The organism is Bradyrhizobium algeriense, assembly GCF_003062295.1.
GTDB classification, from domain to species: Bacteria; Pseudomonadota; Alphaproteobacteria; order Rhizobiales; family Xanthobacteraceae; genus Bradyrhizobium; species Bradyrhizobium algeriense.
The window spans coordinates 1-19,830 of record NZ_PYCN01000002.1; the positions used below are offsets into that span (position 1 = coordinate 1).

At 62.7% G+C, this 19,830-nt stretch carries 16 protein-coding genes and 1 pseudogene; 8 read left to right on the plus strand and 9 right to left on the minus strand.

Translation table 11 applies throughout. The annotated features are described in order from the left end of the window. Positions 1–176 precede the first annotated feature (176 nt). The 4 genes from C7G61_RS04190 to hutI form a co-directional block, all read right to left on the minus strand. Positions 177–1,460 (minus strand): cystathionine gamma-synthase family protein, encoded by a 1,284-nt coding sequence (locus tag C7G61_RS04190; RefSeq protein ID WP_108512851.1) that lies wholly within the window; start codon positions 1,458–1,460, stop codon positions 177–179. 71 nt (positions 1,461–1,531) lie between these two features. After that, on the minus strand, positions 1,532–3,202 hold the full coding sequence (gene hutU / locus C7G61_RS04195; protein WP_108512852.1) for a urocanate hydratase: 1,671 nt from the start codon (positions 3,200–3,202) through the stop codon (positions 1,532–1,534). Then, complete coding sequence (gene hutH, locus C7G61_RS04200; protein ID WP_108512853.1) at positions 3,199–4,776, minus strand: histidine ammonia-lyase; 1,578 nt, start codon at positions 4,774–4,776, stop codon at positions 3,199–3,201. Before hutH ends, hutU begins: the two co-directional genes overlap by 4 nt. Beyond that, positions 4,773–5,987: an imidazolonepropionase gene (hutI, locus tag C7G61_RS04205; RefSeq protein ID WP_108512854.1), complete on the minus strand. Its 1,215-nt coding sequence runs from the start codon at positions 5,985–5,987 to the stop codon at positions 4,773–4,775. Before hutI ends, hutH begins: the two co-directional genes overlap by 4 nt. A gap of 93 nt (positions 5,988–6,080) precedes the next feature. Between hutI and C7G61_RS04210 the strand changes: the two genes are divergently transcribed. From C7G61_RS04210 to C7G61_RS04230, 5 genes are all read left to right on the plus strand, one after another. Further along, positions 6,081–7,439, plus strand: coding sequence for a formimidoylglutamate deiminase (locus tag C7G61_RS04210; protein ID WP_108512855.1), 1,359 nt, complete (start codon positions 6,081–6,083; stop codon positions 7,437–7,439). Further along, positions 7,436–8,170: a histidine utilization repressor gene (hutC, locus tag C7G61_RS04215; RefSeq protein ID WP_108512856.1), complete on the plus strand. Its 735-nt coding sequence runs from the start codon at positions 7,436–7,438 to the stop codon at positions 8,168–8,170. Before C7G61_RS04210 ends, hutC begins: the two co-directional genes overlap by 4 nt. A gap of 105 nt (positions 8,171–8,275) precedes the next feature. Further along, positions 8,276–9,220, plus strand: a complete 945-nt coding sequence (locus C7G61_RS04220; protein WP_108512857.1) for an ABC transporter substrate-binding protein — start codon at positions 8,276–8,278, stop codon at positions 9,218–9,220. A gap of 91 nt (positions 9,221–9,311) precedes the next feature. Continuing rightward, entirely contained in the window at positions 9,312–10,085 is a 774-nt protein-coding gene (locus tag C7G61_RS04225; protein WP_108512858.1) for an ABC transporter permease, read from the plus strand. Then, positions 10,082–10,867: an ABC transporter ATP-binding protein gene (locus tag C7G61_RS04230; protein WP_190241659.1), complete on the plus strand. Its 786-nt coding sequence runs from the start codon at positions 10,082–10,084 to the stop codon at positions 10,865–10,867. Before C7G61_RS04225 ends, C7G61_RS04230 begins: the two co-directional genes overlap by 4 nt. A 92-nt stretch (positions 10,868–10,959) precedes the next feature. Here C7G61_RS04230 and C7G61_RS04235 read toward each other — a convergent pair whose 3' ends face one another. The 3 genes and pseudogenes from C7G61_RS04235 to C7G61_RS43785 all read right to left on the minus strand — a co-directional run bounded on the left by C7G61_RS04235 (position 10,960) and on the right by C7G61_RS43785 (position 13,096). Further along, positions 10,960–12,411, minus strand: coding sequence for an aldehyde dehydrogenase family protein (locus C7G61_RS04235; protein ID WP_244608126.1), 1,452 nt, complete (start codon positions 12,409–12,411; stop codon positions 10,960–10,962). 89 nt (positions 12,412–12,500) lie between these two features. Next, positions 12,501–12,752: pseudogene (locus tag C7G61_RS04240) on the minus strand (dihydrolipoyl dehydrogenase); the annotation flags it as partial. Positions 12,753–12,805: 53 nt separating this feature from the next. Next, positions 12,806–13,096: a hypothetical protein gene (locus C7G61_RS43785; RefSeq protein WP_145963551.1), complete on the minus strand. Its 291-nt coding sequence runs from the start codon at positions 13,094–13,096 to the stop codon at positions 12,806–12,808. Positions 13,097–13,210: 114 nt separating this feature from the next. On the opposite strand from C7G61_RS43785, the gene C7G61_RS04245 reads away from it, so the two are divergent. Further along, a complete protein-coding gene (locus C7G61_RS04245) occupies positions 13,211–13,726 on the plus strand; it encodes an Lrp/AsnC family transcriptional regulator (protein WP_108513427.1) in 516 nt (171 codons plus the stop codon). A gap of 178 nt (positions 13,727–13,904) precedes the next feature. On the opposite strand, the gene C7G61_RS04250 is transcribed toward C7G61_RS04245, so the two are convergent. Both C7G61_RS04250 and C7G61_RS04255 read right to left on the minus strand, forming a co-directional pair. Then, complete coding sequence (locus C7G61_RS04250) at positions 13,905–15,629, minus strand: methanol/ethanol family PQQ-dependent dehydrogenase (protein WP_108512862.1); 1,725 nt, start codon at positions 15,627–15,629, stop codon at positions 13,905–13,907. A 73-nt stretch (positions 15,630–15,702) separates the two neighbouring features. Then, complete coding sequence (locus C7G61_RS04255; RefSeq protein WP_190241703.1) at positions 15,703–16,290, minus strand: QcrA and Rieske domain-containing protein; 588 nt, start codon at positions 16,288–16,290, stop codon at positions 15,703–15,705. Positions 16,291–17,012: 722 nt separating this feature from the next. Between C7G61_RS04255 and C7G61_RS04260 the strand changes: the two genes are divergently transcribed. Beyond that, on the plus strand, positions 17,013–17,465 hold the full coding sequence (locus C7G61_RS04260; RefSeq protein ID WP_108512864.1) for a (2Fe-2S)-binding protein: 453 nt from the start codon (positions 17,013–17,015) through the stop codon (positions 17,463–17,465). Positions 17,466–17,467: 2 nt separating this feature from the next. Continuing rightward, the gene (locus C7G61_RS04265; RefSeq protein ID WP_108512865.1) at positions 17,468–19,786 is read left to right on the plus strand and encodes a xanthine dehydrogenase family protein molybdopterin-binding subunit; all 2,319 of its coding nucleotides are present in this window, start codon (positions 17,468–17,470) and stop codon (positions 19,784–19,786) included. Positions 19,787–19,830 lie beyond the last annotated feature (44 nt).

The window sequence follows — 19,830 nt, forward strand, 5'->3', positions numbered from 1 at the left end:
CTCCGAAAGCTGGCAAAGCTGATCCCGCTGCCCGCCCCGATCCCGGCCTGAAAGCAAACAAGCTCCCGCTCGCCTGTCTCCTCGCACGGCCCAGAACACCTAAGGCGGCGACTTCTTCAACACAATCGGCCATCGAAAGAAATATCATGCACCGATGGGTCGCAAGCGGGCTGCAGCTACGCCTCGTTCAAAGCCTGCCCAATGTCTGCGATCAGGTCAGATGGATGCTCGATGCCGATCGACAATCGGATCGTGGAGTCGAGAACGCCTATCTTTTGACGGATTTCAACCGGAACGCCGGAGTGTGTCATGCTTGCCGGCAGGCTGGCAAGCGACTCCGTGCCGCCCAGGCTCACCGCCAGCTTGAAGATTTGCAGCGAGTTCAAGAATTTGAATGCGGCGGCCTGCCCGCCGACAATATCGAACGAAAACGTGGAGCCCGCACCAAGACACTGTCTCGCGAACAGACGGCCGGCCTGGGAGGCTTCCTCGTGATGAGCGAGGTAGTGAACCCTCTCCACCTTGTCGTGGTCGCGCAAATAATCCGCCACGAGCCGCGCATTCTGGTTGGCCTTTTCCATGCGCAAGCTCAGCGTTTCGAGCGAGCGGCCGAGCATCCAGCAGGAATGCGGATCCAGTTGGGTGCCGATCGCGCCTCGCAACGCCTTGATGTCTTTCATGAGGGCCTTCGAGCCGAGCGCCGCGCCAGCGATCAGGTCGGAATGGCCGCCGACATATTTGGTCAGCGAGTACAGCGAGAGATCCGCGCCATGTTCGATCGGCCGCTGGAATACCGGCCCGAGCAACGTATTGTCACACGCGACGATCGGCACGTGGCCCTGCGCCTTGCCGATGTTGCCGGCGATGCGGCGGACCATCGCGATATCGACGAGGCCGTTGGTGGGATTTGCCGGGGTTTCGATGAGAATCATCGCAACCCGGCCCTTTCGCATGGCGTCGTGCCCCGCCAGCTCGACGGCGGCTTCGTCGATGCCGTCGGCAAAGCCCACCGCGCTGATCGAGAAGCCGGCAAGCGTTTTCGCAAGCAGCGTTTCGGTGCCGCCATAGAGCGGCTGCGAATGCAGGATCACGTCGCCCGGCCGTGCGAATGCGAGAATCGTGGTCGCAATCGCCGACATGCCGGATGAGAACAGCGCACAGGACTCTGTGCGCTCGTAGACGGCGAGCCTATCCTCAACGATCTCGCTGTTGGGATGATTGAAACGCGAATAGACGAGGCCCGCGCCCATCCCCTCGGGCGGCTCGCGCCGGCCCGCAACGTAATCGAAGAAGTCCTGCCCGTCTTCGGCAGTCCTGAAGACGAAGGTCGAGGTCAGGAAGACCGGTGGCTTGACGGCTCCTTCCGACAGTTGCGGATCGTAGCCGTAGTTCAGCATCAGCGTTTCGGGATGCAGCACGTGGTTGCCGATGTGGGTCTTTGACGGAAACGGTTTCACCATGATCGCTCTCGCTGTCTTGAGGGAACATCGAGCCCGGCACGCACCATCGGCGGCGCAAAGTCTCCGGTGCGCTACGACGCCAGACCGGGCAGATCGAGCCCGTTGGCACGGGCGCATTCTATCGCAGATTCGTAACCCGCGTCGGCGTGACGCATGACCCCCGTCGCCGGGTCGTTCCAGAGCACCCGCTCGATGCGGCGCGCGGCCTCCGGGGTTCCATCAGCGACAATCACCATGCCGGCGTGCTGCGAATAGCCGATCCCGACGCCGCCGCCGTGATGCAGCGAGACCCACGTGGCCCCGCTGGCGCAGTTGAGCAACGCATTGATGAGCGGCCAGTCGGACACCGCGTCCGAACCGTCGCGCATCGCTTCGGTTTCGCGGTTCGGGCTCGCCACCGAGCCGCTGTCGAGATGATCGCGGCCGATGACGATCGGCGCCTTCAGTTCGCCGCGCGCCACCATTTCATTGAACGCCAGGCCCAGCCGGTGGCGATCGCCAAGGCCCACCCAGCAGATCCGCGCCGGCAGGCCCTGAAACTTGATCCGTGCCTTCGCCATGTCGAGCCAGTTGTGAAGATGCTTGTCGTTGGGCATCAGCTCCTTGACCTTGGCGTCGGTACGGAAAATGTCTTCGGGATCCCCTGAGAGCGCCGCCCACCGGAATGGCCCGACGCCGCGGCAGAACAGCGGACGGATGTAGGCCGGAACGAAGCCGGGGAAATCGAACGCGTTCTTCAATCCCATGTCCTTCGCCATCTGGCGGATGTTGTTGCCATAGTCGAGCGTGGGAATGCCTTGCGCGTGGAAATCCAGCATGGCCTGGACGTGGCCGACCATGGAGGTCTTGGCCGCCGCTTCAACCGCTTTCGGATCGGCGTTGCGTCTTAACTCCCACTCCGCGAGCGTCCATCCCTTCGGCAGGTAACCGTTGATCGGATCGTGCGCGCTGGTCTGGTCGGTAACGATGTCCGGCTTTACGCCACGGCGCACCAGTTCGGGAAAAATATCGGCGGCATTGCCGAGCAGGCCGACCGAGACCGGTTTCCTATCCTGCGTCGCCTGCGCCATGATTGCGAGCGCCTCATCAAGCGTGCCTGCCTGCCGATCGAGGTAACCGGTGCGCAGCCGCATCTCGATGCGGCTCGGTTGGCATTCGATCGCAAGCATCGACGCTCCAGCCATCGTCGCTGCAAGGGGCTGGGCGCCGCCCATGCCGCCGAGCCCTGCCGTCAAGATCCATTTGCCCGCGAGACTGCCGCCGTAATGACGTCGGCCCACCTCGACAAAGGTTTCGTAGGTGCCCTGCACGATGCCCTGGCTTCCGATGTAGATCCACGATCCGGCCGTCATCTGCCCGAACATCATCAACCCGAGTCTGTCGAGTTCATTGAAATGATCGAGCGTCGCCCAGTGCGGCACCAGGTTCGAGTTGGCGATCAGCACGCGCGGCGCATCGGGATGGGTGCGGAAAATTCCGACCGGCTTGCCCGACTGCACCACCAGCGTCTGATCGGCCTCGAGTTTGCGCAATGAGGCAACGATCCGGTCAAAACTGTCCCAGTCGCGAGCTGCGCGGCCGATGCCGCCATAGACGACAAGTTCGCTCGGCCGTTCGGCGACATCAGGATCGAGATTGTTCATCAGCATCCGGAGCGGCGCTTCCGTCAACCAGCTCTTGGCGCTGATCTCGGATCCGCGGGGCGCGCGGATCGTACGGTCGTTGTCCAGTCGGCGGTTCATGACAGATGACCTCTCTCGGCAAATATTGGAAACGGACTCTTTTTGAGCACCGACATTGCGGCGGCCGGCAATGTGCCGCCTGCGACCAGCGCCGTTGCCTTTGCAAGATCATCGGCCATGTAGCGATCGCCACCTAGCGCCGGCACCTGCTCGCGCAACACCGCAATGACCGCCGCAAGCGCAGGGCTGGTCGTATGCGGCGCGCGCAGCCCGATGCCTTGCGCTGCGACCAGCAGCTCGATGCCGAGAATGGCGGCAAGGTTGTCCGCCATGTCGGACAAACGGCGCGCCGCGTGCGCCGCCATCGACACATGATCTTCCTGGTTGGCGCTGGTCGGCGTCGAATCGATCGAGCAGGCCGCGGCGCGCTGCTTGTTCTCGGCATAGAGCGCTGCCGCCGTCACCTCCGCAATCATAAAGCCGGAGTTGAGGCCGGGATCAGGCGTCAGGAACGGCGGCAGGCCGAAGTTCAGCGCGGGATCGACCAGTGTGGCGATGCGCCGCTCGCTGATCGCGCCGATCTCGGACAATGCCAATGCGATCTGGTCAGCAGCAAATGCGACCGGCTCAGCGTGAAAATTCCCACCCGAGACGATCTCGCCGCTCTCAACCAGCACCAGCGGGTTGTCCGTGACGGCGTTGGCCTCGATCGTCAGTGTGCGGGCGGCTTGCGTCAACAGGTCAAGCGCCGCACCGGCCACCTGCGGCTGGCAGCGCAGGCAATATGGATCCTGCACGCGCTCGTCGCCCTCGAGATGCGACATGCGGATGTCGCTGCCTTCCAGCAACGCCGTCAAGGCGACCCCGGCCGCGATTTGTCCGTCATGCCCCCGCAACTGCTGGATCTCCGGGCGGAACGGCGCCGTCGAAGCCATTGCCGCGTCGACCGACAAGGCGCCCGTCACCAGCGCGGTGCACGCCAGGCCATGGGCGCGCAGCAATCCGGAAATGGCATAGGCCGTCGAGAACTGCGTACCGTTGATCAAGGCGAGGCCTTCCTTCGGCCCCAAGGTAATCGGCGCAAGATTGGCCGCGGCCAGTGCGTCGCGACCCGGCACAGCCTTACCATCGATGAGCGCCTGGCCCTCGCCGATCATGACGGCGGTCATATGCGCAAGCGGCGCCAGATCACCGGACGCGCCCACCGATCCCTGCTGCGGCACCAGCGGACAAACGCCGCGCGCCAGCATGGCCTGGAGTTGTTCGATGATTTCGCGGCGCACGCCCGACGCGCCCCGCCCCAATGAGACGATCTTGAGCGCCATCATCAGGCGAACGATCGGTTCGGGCGTGGGTGGCCCTACCCCGCAGCAATGCGACACAATGAGGTTGCGCTGCAGCAGCGTCGTCTGATCCCGCGGAATACGTTTCGACGCCAGTTTTCCGAACCCTGTATTGATGCCGTAGACCGGCGCTTGCGCATCCGCGGCCTTCGCGACAATGGCCGATGCTGCCTCGACGCGCGGCCAGAATACCGGATCGAGTACGACGGCCGCGCCTGCAAGGACCTGCGCAAATTCATCGAGGCTGACCGTTCCGGGTGAAACGACAATGGATGCGTCCCGGTCGCTCATTGTCCCCTCCACACCCGGCGGTGCAGCGGATTAAAGCCCATCCGGTAAATCAGCTCGGCCGGCCGGTCGATATCCCAGATCGCGAGATCGCAATATTTGCCGGCCTCGAGCGTGCCGGCCTCACCGAGAATGCCCAGCGCACGCGCGCCTTCCCGCGTCACGCCGGCGAGGCATTCGGCAACGGTCATCCGGAACAGCGTCGCGCCCATATTCATGGCCAGCAGAAGCGACGTCAGCGGCGAACTGCCGGGATTGCAGTCGGTAGCCAGCGCCATGTTCACGCCGTGGGCACGGAACAGTTCGACCGGTGGTTTCGTCGTCTCGCGAATGAAATAGAACGCGCCCGGCAGAAGCACGGCTACTGTACCCGCCCGCACCATGGCCGCGACGCCGGCCTCATCCGTGTGCTCCAGATGATCGGCGGACAAAGCAGAGAATTCCGAAGCAAGCGCCGCCCCGCCAAGGTTCGACAACTGATCCGCGTGCAATTTGACCGGCAGTCCAAGCGCCCTTGCCGCCCGGAACACACGCGCCGTTTGCTCTCCCGAGAACGCAATGCCTTCCATGAAGGCATCAACGGCGTCGGCAAGTCCGGACTGAGCCACCGCCGGAAGCATCTCGCGGCAAACCAGGTCGATGTATCGATCCTTGTCGCCATCGGCTTCTGGCGGCAGCGCATGCGCGCCAAGAAACGTCGTCCGGATGCCAACCGGCCGGTTGCGGCCCACCGCGCGCGCGGCTGACAACTGCCGCATCTCGGTTTCCGTGTTGAGTCCATAGCCGGATTTGATCTCGACCGTCGTCACGCCCTCGCCGATCAGGGCGTCGAGCCGCGGCAGCGCCCCGGCAACGAGTTCAGCCTCACTTGAGCCCCGCGTCGCCGCGACCGTCGAGACAATGCCGCCGCCGGCGCGTGCGATCTCTTCGTAGCTCGCTCCTTGCAGCCGCAGCTCGAACTCGTGGGCGCGGTTTCCACCGAAAACCAGATGGGTATGACAATCGATCAGTCCGGGCGTGATCCACCGCCCGCCGCAATCGATCCGTTCAGCCGCGTCGACGTCAGATGGAAAGTCGGAATGGCTGCCTGCAAAGGTGATACGGCCATCCCGCGCGGCAATCACGCCACGCTCGATCACGCCGAGGTCGGGCAGATCCCCCCGAACGGTGGCGAGCCGGGCATTATGCCAGATTCGATCAAAGCGCTCGGCCATGCAGCATTTCCCTCAAGGGCAGAAACTTGACGGGGGCATCAATATGTCTATACATATTCCCGTGTTGGTGTTCTGTCCACCCGGTTTGGAAACATGTCCACTCTGCATTTCGGATCAGCGCTGCTTCCCTCCGGTTGGGCTGACGATGTGCAGGTGGTTGTTGCCGATGGAACCATCACGAAGGTGACGGCCGGCGCGGCGCCGGGAGCCGACGATGAGCGCCATCAATTGGCGATTCCGGGAATAGCGAGCCTGCATAGTCACGCGTTCCAGCGCGGCATGGCCGGCCTCGCCGAAACACGCGGCAACACGGCGGATACGTTCTGGACGTGGCGCGAGACGATGTATCGTTTCGCGCTGGAAATGACCCCCGAAGACACGGAAGCCGTCGCAACGCTGCTCTACGCCGAGATGCTCGAGCAGGGCTATACGCGCGTCGGGGAATTCCATTATCTCCATCACGACCACGATGGCTCGCTTTATGCCAATCCTGCCGAAATGGCGACGCGAATTGCGCAAGCCGCCGAGGTCACCGGCATCGGACTCACGCTGCTGCCGAGTTTCTACGCGCACGGCTCCTTTGGGGGCGCCGCACCGCATGCCGGCCAGCGCCGCTTCATCTGCTCGATCGACCAGTTCGCCAAGCTGATTGCCGCGACGGAGGTGGCCGTTCGCGAATTACCTGGGGCCAATGTCGGTATCGCTCCGCACAGCCTGCGCGCCGTGACGCCGGACGAACTGACGGCAATCATACCGCTGGCCGAAGGCAGGCCGGTTCATATCCACGCTGCCGAACAGATCAGGGAAGTCGAGGAATGCATCGCCTGGTCGGGCCGGCGGCCGGTTGAGTGGCTGCTCGAACATGCGCCCGTCGATCGGCGCTGGTGCCTGATCCATGCGACCCACACCACCGCGACCGAGATCGCCGCGCTTGCCAGGAGCGGCGCCGTCGCAGGGCTCTGCCCGATTACCGAAGCGAGCCTCGGCGACGGCATTTTCCCAACCCGTGAATTCCTCGACGCCGGCGGCCGGTTCGGCGTCGGCACAGACTCCAATGTCCTGGTCGGCGTGGCCGACGAATTGCGTCAGCTCGAATATGGCCAGCGGCTAAAGCACCGGGAGCGCAATGTGTTGTCCGGCGGTCCCGGCATTTCGACCGGTCGGGCGCTATTCGACGCCGCGATGGCCGGCGGCGCCCAGGCGCTCGCGCAGCCGATCGTCGGACTCCAGCCGGGCGCACGCGCCGATATCGTGACCCTCGACACCACGCATCCCTCGCTCGCCGGGCGCGGCAGGGATACCGTCCTCGACGGCTGGATTTTCGCAGCGGGCTCGGGTGCCGTCGCATGTGTGTGGGCGGGCGGAAACAAGGTCGTCGAGGGTGGACACCACCGGCTCCGCCAGAAAGCGCGCGACGCATTCAACTCGACCGTACGAAGGCTCGTAGCATGAGCCTCTCGATCGATCGCGACACGGCCGACAAGCCGACGCTGTACAAGCAGATCCGGCTCGACATCGAGCGCCGCATCCTGACCGGCGAATGGCCGCCGGGCCATCGCATCCCGTTCGAGCACCAATTGATGACGCGCTATGGCTGCTCACGAATGACCGTGAGCAAGGCGCTGTCAGAACTGGCACAGGCCGACCTCATCGAGCGGCGGCGGCGGGCCGGTACGTTTGTGCGCCGTCCCAAATTCCTGTCAGCAGTCCTGACGATTCCAGACATTCGCGCGGAGATTACCGCGCTCGGCCGCAGCTATGGCTATCAGTTGATCCGAAGCTCGCGCCGGGCGGCAAACGCCACCGACCGCGAACGCCTTGGAGTCCGGAAAACCGGCAAGGTGATCGCGATCTCGTGCCGCCACAGCGCCGATGGCGTGCCGTTCGCGATCGAGGACAGGCTGATCGATCTCGACGCTGTGCCCGAAGCCGCCACGGCGGATTTTGCGATCGAGCCGCCCGGCACGTGGCTGCTCCACCATGTCCCCTGGACGGAGGCCGAACATTCGATCAGCGCGATCGTGGCTGACGAGCAGGCCGCAACGGCGCTGGACATTGCGATCGGCGCGCCCTGCCTCGTGATCGACCGGCACACCTGGCGCAGCGCACGGACGCTGACCGCCGTGCGCCTCGTCTATCCCGGCGAGTCCCACAAACTGGTTGCCCGCTTCAAGGGCGGCTGAGAGGGATATCAATGCAAAATAAAGTCCGGCACAATTTATGCAACAGTTCATGCAGCAGTAGGACGAACAGGACGCGATCCATAAACCGACAGAGGGAAGACAGTCATGCTTAGTTATAGAGTATTCGCCGCAACCGCCGCTCTGCTGGTGTCCGCGCCAGCCGTCGCACAAGACGTCAAGGTCGCCATCGGCATTTCCGGATGGACCGGCTTTGCGCCGCTTACGCTCGCAAACCAGGCCGGCATCTTCAAGAAGAACGGCCTCGATGTGACGATCAAGAAGATCCCGCAGAAGGACCGCCATCTGGCCGTTGCATCGGGCGACATCCAGTGTGCGGCGACCACGGTCGAAACCTGGATTTCCTGGAATGCCAACGGTGTTGCGACCAAGCAGATCTTCCAGCTCGACAAGAGCTACGGCGCCGATGGCATGGCCACGCGAAACGATGTCGCGTCGATCAAGGAACTGAAGGGCAAGACGGTCGCCGCGTCCGCGCCCGGCACCGCGCCCTATTTCACGCTGGCCTGGATGCTCAAGAAGAACGGCCTCTCGGTCAAGGACGTGACCGTGGTGAACCTGGAGCCGGCTGCGGCCGCGCAGGCATTCGTGGCCGGTCAGAACGATGCAGCCATGACGTATGAGCCCTACCTCTCGACCGTGCGGGCGGCACCCGACAAGGGCAAGATCATCGCCACCACGCTCGACTACCCGATGATCATGGACACGTTCGGCTGCACGCCGAAATTCCTGACCGAAAACCCGAAAGCCGCGCAAGCGCTGGCCGACAGCTATTTCGAGGCGGTTGCCCTGATCGAAAAAGACCAGGCAAAATCCTACGAGATCATGGGCTCCGACGTGAAGCAGTCCGGCGAGCAGTTCGGCAACTCGGCAAAATATCTGCGCTGGCAGGACAAGGCCGCAAACCAGAAGTTCTTCGCGGGCGAGTTCCAGGCCTTCACCAAGGAAGCCGCAGACCTGTTGCTCGAGATCGGCATCATCAAATCGATTCCGAAAATCGACGACCTCGTTGACACGAGCTTCATCAAGTAGGTTCGTTCAGCGCCGCGCTGGTCCCGCATCCACACATGTGGATGCGGGGCTGTCCGCGATCAGCGCACCGCTTTGAGGAACACGCCCTGTGATGCGTCCCCTGGATCCCGTGACGTCGAAGCAACGCGCAGCCTATGGCTTTGCGTTCTTTGTCCTGTTCGTAGCTTTGTGGGGATGGGCAACGTTTGGCGGCTACGTATCCAAAACGTTTCTCGCCAACCCACTGACCATGGTCCAGGAAGGCTGGGAGCTTCTGACCAAGCACGGCTTCCTGTTCGACATCGGCATGACGATCTGGCGGGTTGTCGGCGGCTTTGCGCTGGCGGCCGTCATCGCGGTGCCGCTCGGCGTGCTGATGGGCGCCTACAAACCGATCGAGGCCTTCCTCGAGCCGTTCGTCTCGTTCGCTCGTTACCTGCCCGCCTCGGCTTTCATCCCGCTGCTGATCCTGTGGGCGGGCATCGGCGAACTGCAGAAGCTGCTGGTGATTTTCATCGGCGCGGTGTTCCAGATTATCCTGATGATCGCCGTGAATGTCGGGAATACGCGGCGCGACCTCGTTGAAGCCGCCTACACGCTGGGCGCCGGCGACAGCGGCATCATCCGCCGCGTGCTGCTGCCCTCGTCTGCCCCCGAGATCGCGGAAATCCTTCGGCTCGTCCTCGGCTGGGCGTGGACCTACGTCATCGTCGCCGAGCTGATCGGTTCATCGTCGGGCATCGGCCACATGATCACCGACAGCCAGGCGCTGCTCAACACCGGCCAGATCATCTTCGGCATCATCGTCATCGGCCTGATCGGCCTCGTCTCGGACTTCCTGTTCAAGGCCTTCAACGCCTGGCTGTTTCCGTGGAGATTAGCGTGACCACGCTGAAGATCGATCAGGTCTCACGCGTTTTCCCCGCGCGCCAGGGCAATGCGCCGACGCGGGCGCTGGAACCGACCAATCTCAGCGTCGGCAACAACGACTTCGTCACCATCCTCGGCCCGTCCGGCTGCGGAAAATCCACGCTGCTCCGGATCATCGCAGGCCTTGACCGGCCGACCAGCGGCCGCGTCATTCTGGACGGGCAAGAAGTCACGGGACCCGGCGCCGATCGCGGCATGGTGTTTCAATCGTACACGCTGTTCCCGTGGTTGACGGTGCGCGAAAATATCGCGTTCGGCCTGCGCGAGCGCGGGATAACTGAGGCGGATCGCAGCAGGATCGCCGATGGATTCATACACCGGGTCGGCTTGTCCGGCTTTGAGAATCACTGGCCGAAGCAACTCTCAGGCGGCATGCAGCAACGCACGGCGATCGCCCGCGCGCTTGCCAACGATCCCAAGATCCTGCTGCTCGACGAACCGTTCGGGGCGCTGGACAATCAGACCCGTGTGCTGATGCAGGAAATGCTGCTCGGCATCTGGGAGCGCGAGCAGAAGACCGTGCTGTTCGTTACCCATGATATCGAGGAGGCGATTTTCCTCGGCAGCCGCGTCATCGTCATGAGCGCCCGCCCCGGTCGCATCAAGGCCGAGATCGCGATCGATCTACCCCACCCGCGATCCTACAAGATCAAAACCGCGCCTGAATTCGTCACGCTGAAGGAACGGCTCGTCGAAGAGATCCGCGCGGAGGCATTGAAGGTTGCGGTTGATGCCTGACGGCCCCCCGCGCGAGCCGCACATGCGATCGCTTGAGTGGCTTGCGCAAGAAGCTTCCTGAAGCAGAGTGCCGGCGGTGGCATTCGCATTCGTCAGCCGTGATAGATCGAAATCGTCTTGGTCGTTGCAAAGCCATAGAGGGCTTCAAAGCCCTTCTCGCGGCCGTGGCCCGAACGCTTGACGCCGCCGAACGGCAGCTCGATTCCGCCGCCGGCGCCGTAATTGTTGATGAAGACCTGTCCCGAGTGAATAGCGCGCGCCAGGCGGAATTGCCGCCCGCCGTCGTTGGTCCAGATTCCACAGACCAGGCCGTAAGGCGTACCGTTCGCCAGATCGATCGCCTGCTGCTCGCCGTCGAAGGGCATGATGACCTGGACCGGTCCGAAGATCTCTTCCTGCACGAGGCGGTGGCTCGGCGTCACGTCGCGGATCAGCGTCGGCGTAACATAGGCGCCGCCGGCAGGCGCTTCAGGCACGATCGTGCCCTGCGCGGCGAGACGCGCGCCGTCACGCTCAGCCAGGCCGATATAGCCTTCGACGATATCCTTCTGCCGGCGAGAGACCACCGGGCCGACATCCAGATCGGACATCGCCGGTCCGACCTTCAGCTTCCGGTAGGCATCGGCCATGCGCGCTGCGACCTCTTCATAGATCGATCGCTCGACCAGGATCCGCGACGAAGCGGAGCAGGTCTGGCCTGCGTTCTGAATGCCCGCCATCACCAGGAACGGCAGGGCCCGATCGAGATCGGCATCCGCAAAGACAAGCTGGGGCGATTTACCGCCAAGCTCCAGCGTCACCGGCACCGCATTCCGCGCGGCAGCCGCCTGGACCAGAGCGCCGGTCGTCACCGAACCCGTGAAAGAGATGTGATTGATGCCGGGATGGCCGGACAATGCCGCGCCAGCCTCCTCGCCGGTCCCGGTGACAAGGTTGAGCGCGCCGTGCGGCAATCCGGCCTCCTCCGCGATGCGCGTAAACTCGATCACCGTGAGGCAGGCTTCTTCCGCCGGCTTCACGACGGCGGCGTTGCCCATCGCAAGGGCCGCACCGAGGCTGCGTCCGATGATCTGCATCGGATAGTTCCAGGGAATGATATGGGCGGTCACGCCGTGAGGCTCATAAAGCGTGATGGCCGTGAATCCCGACCGGTACGGGATGGTGTCGCCGTGAACCTTGTCGGCTGCGGCACCGTAGAATTCGAAGTAGCGCGCCAGCGCCTCGACGTCGGCCCGCGCCTGCTTGAGCGGCTTGCCGACGTCCCGTGCTTCGAGCTCCGCCAGCAGACTGACATTCTTCAGAACGCCCTCGCCGATCCGATGCAGGATGCGGCCACGGTCGGTCGCCGACATGCGTCCCCAGTCGCCGGCCAGCGCTGCCCGGGCTGCCTGGACCGCGCGCTCGACGTCCTCGCTGCCGCTGCGGGCAATGTCGGCAAGATGCGAACCGTCAGACGGATCCAGGATCTCGAGGCGACGTCCATCGGCGGCATCGATCCAGCGGCCGGCGATGTAGTTGCGGTAAACCCGTTCAGATTTCGACAAGATGCGCTCCAGAGTTTGATCCTGCTGCAGGTCGTGCAGGCAGGACGTTCCCACCAAGCTCGTTTCCACCAAATTTGTTTTCGCGTCCATCAGAAATGCAAGCCGCGTCCCAACGCGCCAAGCGTGACCTCATGGATCGCTTCGCTCCGCGTCGGATGGGCGCCGATGTCCTCGAGCACCGCTCCCATTTCAATGGCAAGTGCCAGCGACGACGTCAATTCCGAGACTCCCGCCCCCACCGCCTGCGCCCCCAGCGCGAGATGATCGCTGGCCCGTGCGACGATCCGCACGAAACCCTCATCATCCATCTGCGTTAGAGCCCGGCTATTGGCGGCGAAGGGCGCGACCTAGCGCGGCAGCGGCTCGGCAACGTGCAAGGTGAAAGGCAGCACGTTCATGGCGCCGCGCCTTCAGTCTTGACCGGCGATGATCCGACGACCTCGACCGAACAGAGAGCGGGATGTCGTGCGAAGCGGGAGCAAAGGACCGCTGGATCGCGGTCCGGCCTTGCCTCGATGCCGAAATCGATGGCCGCCCCTCCTTCCATATCAACCATCATCCGGAATTCGACCATCTGCAGTCCGAAGCGCTGCACATCGGCCAGAAGCTGGGACGCCGCGGCAAGCGAGTCCGTGGCAATGGCCCTGAAGACGACGGACGAAGCGCGACATGCGGCAGACGGCATTTTGCTGATCTCCTCGGGCAGGACTGTATCGCCGAGTCAGCAGGTGAATTTCCCAATATTTTGTGCGATATTCGTCTTTTGCAGAAGAATCATCTGAATCTGTGGGGATCTACGATGAAATCATCTTCCCTCGCCAAGCCGCGGACCAAGGCGGATCTCGACCTGATCGATCGAAAGATTCTTTCGATCCTCCGCGACGAAGGCCGGCTGACCGTCAACGAATTGGCCAATCGCGTCGGACTGTCGTCTTCGCCGTGCTGGTCGCGGGTCAGACGCCTGGAGGAGATCGGCGTGATCAAGCACTACGCGGCTGTCATCGACCATGTCGCCATCGGCCTGAAGGACATCGTCTTCATCGAAGTCACGCTGGACAAGCACGACGACAAGGTGCTCTCCCGGTTCGGCGACGCCCTTGCAAAGATTCCGGAGGTTATCGAAGCCAATCTCGTCACCGGCGAATACGACTATCTGGTCAAGGTAGCGGTCGCCGACACCACGCACTACGAGCGCTTTCTTCGCGAGAAGCTCTACCGGATTCAAGGCATCCGGCACACGCGATCGACCTTTTCGCTGCGGACCCTGAAGCTCGTGATTTCCGCCGATCCGCTGCTCGTCAACGCAAGTGTTTAGCCGTCACCGCAGGCAAAAGCGGAGCGACAGGCAGCCTATCCAACGTACCGCCCCGGGGCTGGCGCGGGGGCTCCGGCGATCAGACGACATTATCGTCCGGGCGCGCGTCGCCTAGATTGTATCCGCGCCTGGCCACTGCCTGCAGCGGCCAAGCGCCTGATCCTGCCTTCTCTCGCAGTCACTTCTTGACGGCGAACACCCACACGACGCCGCCCTGCGGCACGTTATTCTCAAGGCCGGGGACCTTGCCCACCAGAGCGTCCTGGATGCGCTGCGCGTCGACGCCCCAGCCCGACTGCACGGCGATATACTGCGTGCCGTCCACCTCATAGGCGATCGGCATGCCCATGATGCCGGAGTTGGTCTTTTGCTCCCACAGCAGTTCGCCGGTCTTGGCATGGAAGGCGCGGAACATCCGGTCATTGGTGCCGCCGACAAGGATGAGGTCGCCCGCGGTCGCGGTCACCGAACCGAACAGATGTGACTTGGGGAAATTATGTGACCAGGCTTTCTTGCCCGTGGCCGGATCCCACGCCTGCAGTTCGCCAAAGTGGGTAGCGCCGGGACGGGGCGTCAAGCCGATATCCTCGGGCTTGGTCCCGAGCCAAAGCTGGCCGGCCACCAGCGGCACTTTCTCGCCGGTGAAGCCGCCGCAGAAATTCTCGTTGGCCGGAACGTAGACCAATCCGGTTTTCTGACTATACGCCGCCGACGGCCAATCCTTGCCGCCCCATAACGAAGGACAGAATTCAACCCGCTTGCCAATAACCGGCTTGCGAGCCGGGTCGACAATCGGCTTGCCACTCTCGGGCTCAATGCCTTTCCAGACGTCGGTATGAACAAAAGGCCAGCCGGCCACATATTTGATGCTGTCCGGCTTGCGCTCCAGTATCCAGAAAATCGCGTTGCGTCCCGGATGGATCAGACTCTTGATGGTGCGGCCATCCCTTTGCAGGTCGACCAGCATGGGTGCGTCTACTTCGTCCCAATCCCAGGAATCGTTTTGATGGTACTGGAAGTAAGTTTTCATCTTGCCGCTATCGGGATCGAGCGCGAGCACTGAACTTGTGTAAAGATTGTCGCCGGGGTGAGTATCGCCCGGCCAAGGTGCGGCGTTGCCGGTTCCCCAATAGACTGTCTTGGTGTCTGGATCGTAGTTGCCTGTCATCCAGGCAGATCCGCCGCCCGTTTTCCAGTCGTCACCTTTCCACGTTTCGTTACCTGGCTCACCCGTGCCGGGAATGGTGAAGGTCCGCCACAGTTCCTTGCCGGTGTTGGCGTCGAAGGCAACGACGTAGCCGCGCACGCCCAACTCGCCACCGGAACCGCCGACGATCACCTTGCCGTCGACGATCAACGGCATCAGCGTCAGATACTGCCCCTTCTTGTAGTCCTGAACCTTGGTGTCCCAGACCACTTTGCCGGTCTTGGCATCGAGCGCGACCACATGGTCGTCCGTCGTGGCAAGGTACAGTTTGTCCTCCCACAGCCCCACGCCGCGGTTGGTCGGGTGCAATTGGAAGAGGTCGTCGGGAAGCTGGCGTTTGTATCGCCAGTACTCGTCGCCGGTCTTGGCGTTGAGCGCGATCACCTGCCCCATCGGCGTTGCGACGAACATCACGCCATTGTTGATGATCGGTGGTGCCTCGTGTCCCTCGACCACACCGGTCGAGAACGTCCACACCGGCACCAGGTTTTTCACGTTCGAGGTGTTGATCTGGTCGAGCGGGCTGTACCCCTGGCCATCATAGGTCCGGCGATAATGCATCCAGTTGCCGGGTTCGGGATTCCTGAGTCGATCGGCCGTCACCGGGCTGTAGTTCTCGATCGGGCCGGCGGCAGCGATCGAAACGAGGCATGTGGACGCGAGCAAACCCGACAAAAGCCATTGCTTCAAGGCCATAACGAAACCTCCCCTTTGTTTTCATCTCACGAATTCTGTTTTTTCATTGTCGTGGATCGACGGCGGCCCGCCGTCACCTGGCCTGCTGCGCACCTACCTTTCCAATAAATGTCGCGGCCACTGTCAGTGGGCCGTCGTCCGCCACCAACGGAAGCGCCGGCAGACGCCGGGGCGCCGGCCCGAACACAACTTGCGCGCTTTGCCTGGGGTCAAATTCCGAATTGTGGCAAACGCATTTGAACACATCCTTGTCGACGGATGCCGCTTTCACCCATGCGGTGATCGGACAGCCCGTGTGGACGCAGATTGCCGAATAGGCCACGACGCCGCCGGCCGCACGCGAGCGCGTCTCTTCATCCAGCTCAGCCGGATCCAGTTTCACGACAAGCACCTCGTTCAGGCGCGAGCCCTTGCGGACAACCGATGTCTTGGGATCCTTTGGCCAGGCCCGCACCGGCGGTCCACCGGCTTTCAGATCCTGCGGCTTGATCACCTCGCCCGCATGGTCCCCTTCGGCGAAAACCAGAACGTCGGCTTTCTGGGGTCGCTCGTTGCTGCCCGGCGAATCTTCCTCGGCAATGGAGGACTTGGGCGACGCGAGGCAGGCCCCGGTGGCGAGAGCCGTCAGGATGAGCGCGCGCCGCGTCGGATCCTGACACATCGCTGTCGCGAGTTCCGCGTCTGTGCTTGTGATCGATGTTGTGGGCTGATCGGATTTGCACATCACACAAACTGATGGAGGGAGTCGGTCAAAAAAATGGCGACCGACAAATTTGTCTTTCGCGCAATTCCCCTTCCGGTTGCATCGCCGATTCCAGGAAAAGCCAGCAATAGTAGGCGTCCATCGCATTTCATGCGATCATCACTGCAGCTTGCCTCCTCATGCATATTTCGCAGAACAGCTCAGCCTTCCGCAGTGTGCGGTGCGTTATCGCGCGTGCGGTCAAGATCGAGAATTGCAGGAGTTGTCGTGAAGCGTTCGGCGAACGCCGGCGTCCGTGGCGTGCAAATGGTTAAAGACTGTGCAGCGCCGGGCGACATGGAAGAGACGAATCCCAGCATCGTGTCATGACAACGATGTTCAAGTTTAACGACAATTTGTTTTGCTGTTTTGCTGCGTCAGCGTTACTGACCAAATGCAATTCTTTGCCGATGCCCCGCTTTCGCCAAACATGCGGACGCAAATGGAGAACACCTTGCGGCGGCGATCCGCCAAGCGCGACCTACTGAACAACAGCCAATAATAATGATCAGGAGGATGGCTCAAGAAATCCCAGCCAGATAGCAAGGAATTTCGAAGCGCCGGCATTGAGCGGTCAGCCGTAACGTTTTTCGCTCAGGTCGGAGCTACCATCAGCAGCTTACGAAGAGCGAGAATCGATCATGATTACTTTGAAGATCAACGGCCAGCAAAAGAACTGGGACGGCGATCCCGATCTTCCACTGCTCTGGTTTCTCCGGGATGAAGCCGGATTGACCGGTACGAAATACGGATGTGGCCAGGCGCTTTGCGGCGCCTGCACCGTGATCGTCGACAAGCAGGCAATACGCGCCTGCATCACCTCGGTTTCCGACGTGGTCGATCGGGAGGTCACAACGATCGAAGGCCTTCATCCGACGGGCGATCACGCGGTTCAGAAGGCTTGGCGCCAACTCAATGTCCCGCAATGCGGTTTTTGCCAGGTCGGCCAGATCATGCAGGCGGCCGCGCTGCTGATCGAAAACCCGAAACCCACGCACGATCAGATACGCGAGGCGATGGCGGGCAATATCTGCCGCTGCGGCTGTTACCAGCGCATCGAGAATGCGGTCCACCTCGCCTCGACGGGGGTCTGACCATGAACATTCTCACCAATCCCAAGAAGCTCCGTGGCTTTGAGCGATACGTCAAAGTCGACAACGTTTCACGCCGCAGCATCCTCAAGGGCCTCGGGCTGGCCGGCGGCTTCGTTTTGGCCGCCCCCGTAATGTCGCGCCCCGGCCTTGCCGCCTACCAGACCGGCGCCGACAAGATGCCGCACGGTACCGTGGTGGATCCGCGCGTGTTCGTCGCGATCGCACCGGACGGCATTGTCACGATCGTCGCACACCGCGCCGAGATGGGAACCGGCGTCCGCACCAGCCTGCCGATGATCGTTGCCGAAGAGATGGAGGCCGACTGGTCGCGCGTTCGCATCCAGCAGGCGCCTGGCGACGAGGTCAAATTCGGCAACCAGGACACCGATGGATCGCGCAGCACGCGTCACTACCTGATGCCGATGCGTCAGATCGGCGCTTCGGCCCGCACCATGCTCGAAGCCGCCGCTGCGAAACGCTGGGGTGTGCCGGCGACCGAAGTGAAAGCGGTCAATCACGAGGTCGTCCACAGTGCGAGCGGACGCCGGATCGGCTTTGGCGATCTGGCAGCCGATGCCGCCAAGCAGTCGGTGCCGAGCGTCGAAGGCCTGAAGCTGAAGGACCCAAAGGATTTCCGCTATCTGGGCAAAGGCCAGATCAGCATGGTCGATCTCCGCGACATCACGGTAGGCACCGCGCGTTACGGCGCCGACGTCCGCCTGCCCGGCATGAAATACGCCGTTATTGCCCGGCCGCCGGTGACCGGGGGCAAGGTCGCGTCGTTTGACGGGGCGGCGGCGATGAAAGTTTCCGGCGTCGAAAAAGTCATGGAAGTGAAGGGCTGGCCGTGGCCTTCAAAATTCCAGCCGCTCGGCGGCGTTGCAGTGATCGCACGCAACACCGGCGCGGCGATCAAGGGCCGCGACGCCCTGAAGATCGTCTGGGACGACGGCGCCAACAGCAAATACGAATCGGTCGCCTACCGGACCCAGCTGGAGGAAGCCGCACGGAAGCCCGGTCTGGTCGTACGCAAGGAGGGTGATGTGGAAGCCGCCCTGAAGGGCGCTGACAAGGTGATCGTGGGTGAATACTATCTGCCGCATCTCGCCCATGTCGCCATGGAGCCACCGGTTGCAGTCGCGGACGTTAAGGGCGATAAGGCGGAGATCTGGGGGCCGGTGCAAAGCGCGGGCGGAACGCGCGAGGACGTCGCCAAAACGCTTGGCATTCCCGAGGAGAATGTCACCGTCAATGTCACCCTGCTCGGCGGCGGTTTCGGGCGCAAGTCGAAGTGCGATTACGCCATCGAAGCCGCCCTGCTTTCAAAGGAGCTCGGCGCCCCCGTAAAGGTGCAATGGACGCGGGAAGACGACGTTCGCAACGGCTTCCTGCACACCGTCTCGGTGGAACGCATCGAGGCCGGGCTCGACAAGAGCGGCAAGGTGACGGCCTGGCGCCATCGCAGCGTCGCGCCGAGCATCGCCTCGACCTTTGCCGCCAATACGGTGCATCAGGCGCCGTTTGAACTCGGCATGGGGCTTGTCGACATGCCCTTCGAGATCGCCAACGTCCAGTGCGAGAATCCGGAAGCGGCGGCGCATACCCGCATCGGCTGGTTCCGCTCGGTGTCGAACATCCCGCGCGCATTCGCGGTGCAGTCGATGGTCGCTGAAATCGCCCATGCCACCAAACGCGATCAAAAGGACATGTTGCTGGAGCTGATCGGTTCGCCCCGGATCGTCAAGCTCGATTCAGTGAAAGATCTCTGGAACTACGGCGAGCCTTATGAAAGCTATCCGATCGACACTGCGCGTCTTCGCAAGGTCGTCGAGCTGGTCGCGGACAAGGGCGGCTGGGGCCGGTCCGTCCCCAAGGGACACGGGCTCGGCATTGCCGCGCACCGCAGCTTCGTCAGCTATATCGCGACGATCGTCGAGGTGGCCGTTGACGACAAGGGCAAGCTCACCGTGCCGCGGGTCGATACCGCCATAGATTGCGGAACCTACGTCAATCCGGAGCGGATCCAGTCACAGATCGAGGGCGCCGCGATCATGGGCATGAGCCTCGTCAAACATGGCGCGATCACCTTCAAGGACGGCAAGGTGCAACAGGGTAATTTCGACGACTTCCCGGTGATCCGGATCGACGAGTCCCCGGCCGTAACGAACGTCTACATCGTACCTGCCGGGCCCGACACGCCACCCAGCGGCGTCGGCGAGCCGGGTGTGCCGCCCTTTGCGCCGGCGCTGATCAACGCGATCTTCGCCGCGACCGGCAAGCGCATCCGCGCACTGCCGATCGGCAAGCAGCTTGAGGCCTGAAGTGGGGCCTGGACCTGCTGCTCGCTCGAAGGGAGCGGACATAC

What these genes read in the sequence shown, in the direction of transcription:
- C7G61_RS04190 (WP_108512851.1), bottom strand. Translation starts at nt 1,460, where the DNA reads ATGGTGAAACCGTTTCCGTCAAAGACCCACATCGGCAACCACGTGCTG.
- hutU (WP_108512852.1), bottom strand. Translation starts at nt 3,202, where the DNA reads ATGAACCGCCGACTGGACAACGACCGTACGATCCGCGCGCCCCGCGGA.
- hutH (WP_108512853.1), bottom strand. Translation starts at nt 4,776, where the DNA reads ATGAGCGACCGGGACGCATCCATTGTCGTTTCACCCGGAACGGTCAGC.
- hutI (WP_108512854.1), bottom strand. Translation starts at nt 5,987, where the DNA reads ATGGCCGAGCGCTTTGATCGAATCTGGCATAATGCCCGGCTCGCCACC.
- C7G61_RS04210 (WP_108512855.1), top strand. Translation starts at nt 6,081, where the DNA reads ATGTCCACTCTGCATTTCGGATCAGCGCTGCTTCCCTCCGGTTGGGCT.
- hutC (WP_108512856.1), top strand. Translation starts at nt 7,436, where the DNA reads ATGAGCCTCTCGATCGATCGCGACACGGCCGACAAGCCGACGCTGTAC.
- C7G61_RS04220 (WP_108512857.1), top strand. Translation starts at nt 8,276, where the DNA reads ATGCTTAGTTATAGAGTATTCGCCGCAACCGCCGCTCTGCTGGTGTCC.
- C7G61_RS04225 (WP_108512858.1), top strand. Translation starts at nt 9,312, where the DNA reads ATGCGTCCCCTGGATCCCGTGACGTCGAAGCAACGCGCAGCCTATGGC.
- C7G61_RS43785 (WP_145963551.1), bottom strand. Translation starts at nt 13,096, where the DNA reads ATGCCGTCTGCCGCATGTCGCGCTTCGTCCGTCGTCTTCAGGGCCATT.
- C7G61_RS04245 (WP_108513427.1), top strand. Translation starts at nt 13,211, where the DNA reads ATGAAATCATCTTCCCTCGCCAAGCCGCGGACCAAGGCGGATCTCGAC.
- C7G61_RS04250 (WP_108512862.1), bottom strand. Translation starts at nt 15,629, where the DNA reads ATGGCCTTGAAGCAATGGCTTTTGTCGGGTTTGCTCGCGTCCACATGC.
- C7G61_RS04255 (WP_190241703.1), bottom strand. Translation starts at nt 16,290, where the DNA reads ATGTGTCAGGATCCGACGCGGCGCGCGCTCATCCTGACGGCTCTCGCC.
- C7G61_RS04260 (WP_108512864.1), top strand. Translation starts at nt 17,013, where the DNA reads ATGATTACTTTGAAGATCAACGGCCAGCAAAAGAACTGGGACGGCGAT.
- C7G61_RS04265 (WP_108512865.1), top strand. Translation starts at nt 17,468, where the DNA reads ATGAACATTCTCACCAATCCCAAGAAGCTCCGTGGCTTTGAGCGATAC.